This is a genomic window from Pseudoalteromonas sp. PA2MD11 (genome assembly GCF_017808125.1).
Taxonomy (GTDB): domain Bacteria; phylum Pseudomonadota; class Gammaproteobacteria; order Enterobacterales; family Alteromonadaceae; genus Pseudoalteromonas; species Pseudoalteromonas simplex.
This window is the reverse complement of record NZ_JADKNF010000026.1, coordinates 40,106-48,494: the sequence shown is the minus strand read 5'-3', so window position 1 is coordinate 48,494 and position 8,389 is coordinate 40,106. Positions and strand designations below refer to the sequence as shown.

Here is an 8,389-nt window from a genome sequence, read left to right as displayed (position 1 = left end):
TTGATTTTTTCATGTAGATCTCCTTCGTCTAATTTACGAGAAAATTCTACTTTTGAGGACTGTTATTTTTCGGGGGGGTTACCACATAGGTAAGTATTTCAATATAAATAACCCTATAGATTTATTGTTATTTAAAAAAAAACCTCGCAATTAGGCGAGGTTTTTGAAGCTTATGCATTCTTTAAAATTAGAACGTTTGTTCTACTTTTAAGAAAATTGTTCTGCCAAGCACATCATATAGTGCTGTAGAAGCATCACGGTAGTCGTAGAAACCGTCGTACCATTTAGGTGCTTCACGGTCGAAGATGTTATTCACACCAAATGTTACTTTACCGTTCCAATCATGTGTATAAGATACTTGTGCATTATGCTTGAAGTAGCTCGCAACTGGCGCTAAAGAAGGATTGTTAAATTCTTCAGCGCCTGATTCTTGTTTACCAATGTAGTAAGTAGACCAAGCAGCCCCAAAGTTATCATATTTCCAATCAAGCGTCATATTTGCACGCCACTCTGGGTAATCTTGAAGACCAGAGTAATCGAAAGGATCAGCACCTGCTTCTGTGATTTCTACAAACTCTTCAACGTAACTTGCTTCACCACGTAATGAGAAATCACCGATATTAGTTTCATGAGTGTAGTTCGCTTTAAAGTCAAAACCAGACGTCTCTAAAGAAGCCATATTTTGATCAAAGCTGTACATTACATCAATTTTACCTTCTGCATCACGCACAACAGCTGGGTTAGAGCCATTTTCAATTTCATCTGAAAGTAAGCGATCTGTACTGATTGCAGCAATACGGTTATCAATTTTTACTTTGTAGTATGAAACTTCCATTGAAAGTGTATCTGTCACATTCCAAACTGTACCAACAGTTAGAGACTCACCTTCTTCTGGCTCTAAATCTGGGTTACCACCAAACCACGTTTTGTGTTGTGTACCACTTGGCGCACAGTAAACAGTATCGCTTGCAGCGTTACCTTGGTTATCACACCAAAGTGTATCGTAGTTAGTTTCGAAGCTTAAAGATTGACTAGAGAACATCTCACCCATGTTTGGAGCACGGAAAGACTCACCCCAGCTTGCACGTACTAATAAGTCATCTGTGATACGCCAAGCAGCACCAAGTTGACTAGTTACGTTATCGAATTCACCTGCAACAACAGATGCACCTACGTCACCTTCTTGCTCATATTTATCGTAACGAACTGCAGCATTTAAATCTAAACCGAATGGGAAAGCAGCTTGTAGCTCTAAGTAGCTAGAAGTACGGTCACGTGTTGCAAATACATCATCACCACCTGAACCACCTGACACATTACCTGAAGCAGATAGAGGGTCTGAATACTGAGTGAAGTCGATCGTTTCAAACTCAGCACCTACTACACCCGCTAAGGTAAATGATTCATTATCAACAAGCGTTGTAGAAACTAAACCGTCAAATTGAGTGCTTTCGAACTCTGCTTTATAGGTACCCATGTGAGCTGCACCAGCATAAAGCTCTGCCATTTGTGCATCCCATGAAGCAAAGTCCATACCTGTAGTATTGAAGATATCGTATTCACCTGTATCGATTAGAGACTGTACAAGTGGATCATTAATTAGATTACGGTTGAATGATTCAGTCGTAGAGCGGCTACGCTGCGCATTGATTTCCCAGTCAAATCCGTTACCAATATCAGTATAACCTACTAAGCCACCAACAAAATCAATGTTAGCAATTTCAACACGAGTATCACGGTTACCCAAGTTAGCTGAACGCATGCTTAGTGAAATATCTTCACCATATGGGTTCATAGGGTTATCAGCATACATAGTCGGTTTTGTAGTTGATACAGGTGTACCAGCATAACGAGCATCAGTCTTAGACATTGAAGCACTTGCACGGCCACGGAAATATAAGTCGTCTGTTAACTCATACTTAAAGTTTGAAAGGATTGAGTCTTGTTCTGCGTCAGCGAAAAGCTTAGTCACAGCGCCATAACTATATAAACAACGGCCGTCGCTACTTGGTACTGTATTATCTGCAACATCACATAAGTCTGCTGAGTACCAGTTTTTAGAGTCTTTACCTTGACCATTTGGAACAGAGCTGTAAGACGAAAATGCACCGTATAATTCAGAATCTAATTCCCAGATATCACGGTCATAAACTGCATCTGCTTTGTAGTGTTCGTAAGTTAATGTGATATTACCTTTATCAGATGCATAACCACCTGTCACTGAGAAACGGTTAGTATCACCACCTTCAACTGAAGGTAACTCTGTGTCATATGTGAAGTTTAAACCATTAAAATCTTTTTTAGTGATGATGTTGATTACACCAGCAACCGCATCAGAGCCATATACCGCAGATGCACCTTCACGAAGAATTTCAATACGTTCAACGATTGCCATTGGAATTCGTGACGTATCAGCTGCAGCACCAGAAGAAGAACTAGTACCTGGCATACGACGGCCGTCTAATAATACAAGTGTATAGTTTGCACCAAGGCCACGCATATTAACATTTGAAGTTGCGGCGGCACCTGAACCATAACCTGACATACCACGCCAAGAACCGAAACTGTTTACAGACGAGTTATTTAATACATCTGCAACTGTCGCTTCACCAGATAACTGGATATCAGCTGCAGTAATAACTGTCACTGGTGAGGCAGTTTCCATATCAACTTGCTTGATACGTGAACCTGTTACTTCGATGCGTTCAACTTTCCCTGCGTTTTCTTCATCTGCAGCAAATGTACTAGCAGAAAATGCAGCTGTCGAAGCTGCACCAAAAGCAACCGCTAAGCGAACAGCTTTTGAAACTTTATTATTTAACATTTGATTCTCCCTGGACCATGTTATTCATGGAATATTTATAGTTATTCAAAATAAATGCATATTCCGCAGTCATTTCGAGCTTTGATAATAATACTCGCCACTCTCAAAGGTCAACACTTCACTAACGCAAAAGTTCAACTTTTAACAATAAATATAAAAACACCACAGAATTAAAAATAAATTTAACACACGAAAAACCCTTAAACCACAAAGGGTACAGCATCATTAACAATGAGTTACAAAGAGAAAGAAGAATTTCATTATTTAGTACCAATAAAGGCACACACCAGAATAACGCCAAATAATTGCAATAAACACAACAAATAGGCGATTTGTATTTTGGATTTTTTTTTCACTTAAATTTAGAATTTGAAAACTTAAACCCAATAGATATAGACGAAACTACAAATTACTTAGACAAGATGACAGTTAGAAGTGTTTTTTAAGATTAACCATGCAAAAGTTAATAGAATGAACATTCTATTAACTAAACCCATTGGTCGACTCAAGAAAAAAGCTCACCCTCCTTATTTACTAAGCCCAAGACGCTAAGTAGTAATAAATTCGGTACATTCCAACTTGAAAAAAATGTAACAATCGGCAATAGTTAGATTGTTAAAACAACAAGGAAAAACCATGATTAAACAATTATTACTAATTGCATTTACTTTTTGCTCACTTTCTTCGTACGCAAAAATCAATGAACTACCAGAGGAATTCTCAGATTTTAGCCTTAATAGAGATATAAGAATTTCATACGAGGATCTTGATAACCTACTTGAAATAACAGTGCTAGATATGGGCAGGTCTGATAGAAGCTCACGTAAATCCCAATCATCCATTGGCACGCGCATGAAATCACATAAAAATAATGATACAGCTTTGGAGGCTAATCGTTTTTTATTTGAGGCAGTATCTAAATCAGAAATAAAAGATGGCTTTCACAAAATTCGTATAAGCCTAGAAAAAGTACCTGACGAAATTTCTCTTAACGAACTTAGCCTCGATGAGCAATTGGCATACTGGCTTAACCTTTACAATACAGCGATAGTTGAAAAGTTAATCGAGCACTACCCTATTCGCGATACAGAAGATCTTCTTTTTGATGATGATTCAATTTTAGATGAAGAGTTTTTAACCGTTGCCGGCTATAAGCTTTCACTCAATGATATCCAACATAAAATTGTTTTTGAAAAATTCGGTAAAAAGAAACCAATCGTCATGTATGGCTTTTATCAAGGTAACATAGGTAGCCCAAACCTGCGCAATGAAGCTTATAAAGGTAATAAGGTTTACCATCAACTAGTTGAAAATGGTGAAGAATTTGTAAACTCTAATCGAGGCATGCAAATTAAGCGTAAAAGCCGCCTTTATGTATCTAAATATTATGAGCAAACTGAATCATTATTTACTGACTTCGAAACTGACTTACGTGAGCATTTAGAAGACTACGCTGAAGGGCAAATGAAAAGCGATGTTAAATACGCAAAACGTTTTAAAATTGACATTGAAGATTGGAATATAACCGACTTATTTGGTACAGAGCGTAGTTTTGGTGCAACTGCATCAACTAACCCAGCAGCAATGTTAAACGCTGTGGTGAGTAATTCTGATGTACCAGTATCTGAAGATGGCAGTAGCTCAGGTATGGGGGCCGTTAATGTTAACTTTATTAACGACTCTATCATGATGCGTACAATGGATTTTGGTCGCTTTTCACCTGAAATGTTAGAAAAAATTAAAAAGCTTAACTTAAAACGCCAAGACAATAGCGGTACTGTTGAGATCAAAGATATTGATTCAACTAATTAATCGCTAAACACCGCATGTCAGTAATCAGCGGCATGCGGTCTTTTTCGAATAGAAACTTTATTGCTAAGTCAGCTTTTCACAACCAGGTCAGGCCTTACAGCAAAAACCTAAACTAATTTAACTTTCAGGGCTGTTTATTACCCTTCACCAACAAGTAAATGGCAATAAACACACTGAATAAATCAAAGACCTTGATGTAAATCAAGAGTAATATTTTACTTTACTGTACACCCTGTTAACATAAAGCAAAAACAGGGTTTACGAGTGAATAATTCATTACAAAGAGCTTTGCACGCATTCAATCAACAACAATATGTGCAGGCATTACAACTCCTTTCTTTACATACAAATAAAACCGCTGATTGGTATACATTAAATAGCTTATGTTTATCAGCTGTAAACAAAACAACTGATGCAGAGCAGTGTTATTTAAAAGGCCTTAGCCAATTTAGTAATCATGTTGGCCTTTTAGACAACTACACTAATCTACTATGTAAACAAAAAAAGTATGCAGACTGTATTCATTTTTGTGAATACAACACAGTTTCTTTGTCTCTTGAAAAACCACGCCTCAATTACATTGAAAGTCTAATTAATCAAGATGAATTATTAAAAGCCGAACTTTTATTAAGCAAAACATCGCCCTCTCAGAACGCATTAGTCCGTTACCATTGGCTCACTTTAGAACTTTTCGAGCGACTGGGTGACTTACAAAAAATCGAAAACTATTTTCAAACAAAATTGCCAAAACAATTTAAAGGGCAATTTCATTTCGTTTATAAACATGCCTGTAATTATAGAAATTTAGGTCAATTTCCCGAGGCATTAGCGCTTTTGCAAATGCTTTTAAAACAGCAACCAAGCGCCGAATTGCATTACATAGTTGGTTGTACATACTATGATTTACAGCAATATGAACAAGCACAAGCTCACCTTAAGGCATGCCTAGAGCTTGCTCCTAACTATGTACCTGCACATGAAAGCCTTAATAAACTCTACTGGGAGCACTCTCAGAGCCAGTTAATGAGTTCATATGCAGACACTTTTAAACACTTTGATGCAAACCCTGTTCTGATCCACTCGCAAATTGGTCAACTACTACAACTAGATAAACTAGAAGAAGCATTATTAGTAAGTAGTAATGCAACACAAAACAACCCACAAAATTTAGATTTACATCATGCCCACAGTATTATTCTTGATAGAACAGGTGACGAAGAAAAAGCATTTTCACTCCTTCAACAGCTCGTTAAAGCAGCTCCACAAAATGCTCGTTACTGTATTGATTTAGCAAACTTTTACATACAACAAGGCGATTACAGCTCAGCGATCTTTCACTTAGAAACTGCTGTAAAATTTAATCCTAATAACCAAGAGCTTTGGGCATATTTAAGTATTGCTTGGCGCTTATCAAATGATGATAAATATCACTGGTTAACTGACCTAGATAAATTCGTTAAAGTCATGGAGCTGCCTGCTCCGCCAGGTTTTAAAACCTTTGCAGATTTTAATAAGCAGTTGCAGGAATTAATGATCAGCCTTCACACAAATAAACTACAACCATTAGATCAAAGTGTGCGCAGCGGTAGTCAAACACAAGGTCACTTATTACACCGCTCAAACCAACTTATTGATTTATTTAAGTCATCTATGAGCCAATGCATTAATCAATACCTAATGCAGTTACCAAAGGATGCTAACCACCCTCTTTTAGCACGTAACCATAAACGATTTGTTGCTAGAGGTAGTTGGTCAGTGAAACTAGAAGAAGGCGGTTTTCATGCTAATCATATCCACCCTCAAGGTTGGTTATCAGCGCCGAGCTATATTTCTATTCCTAATGAAATGAGTAAAGATGATGGCACTAAAAATGGCTGGCTTAAGCTAGGAGAAACCAGTCTTAACTTAGGTGAACGTGAGTCTATAGCTCGTGAAATATGCCCTGAAGAAGGTCAAATTATTATATTTCCAAGCTATATTTGGCATGGTACATACCAACTAAAAAGCACTAGCCCTCGGCTAACCATTCCATGTGATATCATGCCCTTAAAATAATAAAAAAGACCATCTAGATGATGGTCTTTTTTATTACCAATTACTTATTTAACAGCGCTTTTGCATCTAGGTAGGATTTTTCATCGGCCTGTATGTGTTCAAGGTAATTTGCAAATCGTCCTGAGGATGATTTATAAAGTGGTTTTCTAACTTGCCAGACACTCGCTGTACTTACAGTGCCAGGTTTATTGTGAAATCGCAGGGCTTCATCAGTGTATTCTTGCCCTAAAAAACTAAACAACTGCTCTAACACCTGCTCGGGCGAGCAAACAAGCTGGTCGTAATTCAGAGTAAAAATATCATTACTAAAACACGACTGCCAATGTGATTTAATTCGTTGCTGCTGCTCATAGTGATGTAGAGTATCATTTAGAGATACAGCATAGTTTAAGCTCGGACCTAAATGCTGGAAAAAAGCTGACAAGCTATTGTCTTTAATATCTCGCTCTGTCCAGATAATCTTCGCTTTTGGATATAACTGCTTGATAATGTCTAAATAAAGGTAATTTTCAGGGCGTTTATCTGTTACATAAAGCGCACCTTCAGCTCTTAAAGTTAATTGTTCTTTATAACCATCTATAAATTCAGGCTCTTTAGCCTTATTAACAAGTGCCTTTTCATCACCAATCAAACTGAATAACGATGAATGTAAATAGGCAATTTCACCACCTGCCGCTATTTGCTCATTAGAGCTGATGATTTGTTCAATTAGTGTTGAGCCAGAACGAAACATACCGCAAATTATAATGGGTGTTATTGAACTGTTAGCTTCTGGCAGAGCAATATTACGCGCTAATGTGTAGTCAGTAATCTTCTCAGCAGACTGGCGATCATAGACTGGTAAATACTTTTTATTGTAATGATTCGCTTTTACATAATAATGCCATGCTTTCTGATAGTTTTTGCAATCATTAAATACTTTACCAAGTGCATAATAAATATCAGCACATGTTATATCATCTGACTCTCGCTTTAATATCGCTAAGCTTGCTTGTTCATAGTCAATTGCATCGCGTTCAGAAAAGGTCTCAATATCGGCTAATCTTGCTTGAGCCATCGCATTAAATGCATCTATTTTTAATACCTGTTGAAAGCCTGTTTTCGCCTTCTCTTTATCACCAAGCTGTTCGTAAATATTTGCCAATGAAAAGTGGGCCTGAAGATTACTCTTATCATGGCTGATAGCTTGTTGTAAGTAATGTAGGGCTTTATCGGGTTGATGTAATTGCTCATTATACAAAAAAGCAATTTCTATTAAAGCGGGTGCTTTAAACTGCTCAGATAGTTTTATAGCTCGTTCAAAAAAGGAAATCCCTGCATCAAAATTACCGAGCTTTCTTTCTATTTTTCCAAGCTGAAAGCAAATATCAGCTTGCTGCGGATTTGCTGTGTATAATGGCAACAGCGCGTTTTTTGCAATTTTGAACTCGCCACAACTCATACTTAATTGTACTAAGGTCAGTACATAATCAAACTTTGTAGGAGCAATAGATACCAGTTGTTTGCAATATGCAATGGCTGTTTCAGTATCTTGTTGCTGCATAGCAACTTTGAAAAGGATCTGTAACGCTTTTTCAGCAAACTCACTGTTATGTGTTAACGGTTTTAATAATTCTATCCCCTGGCTAACTTTACCTTGTTGAAGTAAAGCTACCGCTTGGGTAAACGCGTGTTGTTCTGATGTCATTGTTTTCCCAT

General features: G+C 37.4%; 4 protein-coding genes. 2 read left to right on the top strand and 2 right to left on the bottom strand.

The features are described from left to right. Nucleotides 1-187: 187 nt before the first annotated feature. Nucleotides 188-2,824: a TonB-dependent receptor gene (locus ISP07_RS19810; RefSeq protein WP_166339714.1), complete on the bottom strand. Its 2,637-nt coding sequence runs from the start codon at nt 2,822-2,824 to the stop codon at nt 188-190. A 636-nt stretch (nt 2,825-3,460) separates the two neighbouring features. Here ISP07_RS19810 and ISP07_RS19805 point away from each other — a divergent pair. Then, a complete protein-coding gene (locus tag ISP07_RS19805) occupies nt 3,461-4,636 on the top strand; it encodes a DUF547 domain-containing protein (RefSeq protein ID WP_209328659.1) in 1,176 nt (391 codons plus the stop codon). Between the two features lie 264 nt (nt 4,637-4,900). Further along, nucleotides 4,901-6,691 (top strand): 2OG-Fe(II) oxygenase family protein, encoded by a 1,791-nt coding sequence (locus ISP07_RS19800; RefSeq protein ID WP_209328658.1) that lies wholly within the window; start codon nt 4,901-4,903, stop codon nt 6,689-6,691. Between the two features lie 40 nt (nt 6,692-6,731). Here ISP07_RS19800 and ISP07_RS19795 read toward each other — a convergent pair whose 3' ends face one another. Continuing rightward, nucleotides 6,732-8,378 carry a tetratricopeptide repeat-containing sulfotransferase family protein gene (locus ISP07_RS19795; RefSeq protein ID WP_209328657.1) on the bottom strand — a complete coding sequence of 549 codons (1,647 nt, stop codon included), beginning with the start codon at nt 8,376-8,378 and terminating at the stop codon, nt 6,732-6,734. Between the last annotated feature and the right edge of the window lie 11 nt (nt 8,379-8,389).

Bases quoted from the DNA above. Each gene is read 5' to 3' on its own strand.
- ISP07_RS19810 (WP_166339714.1), bottom strand. From the start codon at position 2,824: ATGTTAAATAATAAAGTTTCAAAAGCTGTTCGCTTAGCGGTTGCTTTT.
- ISP07_RS19805 (WP_209328659.1), top strand. From the start codon at position 3,461: ATGATTAAACAATTATTACTAATTGCATTTACTTTTTGCTCACTTTCT.
- ISP07_RS19795 (WP_209328657.1), bottom strand. From the start codon at position 8,378: ATGACATCAGAACAACACGCGTTTACCCAAGCGGTAGCTTTACTTCAA.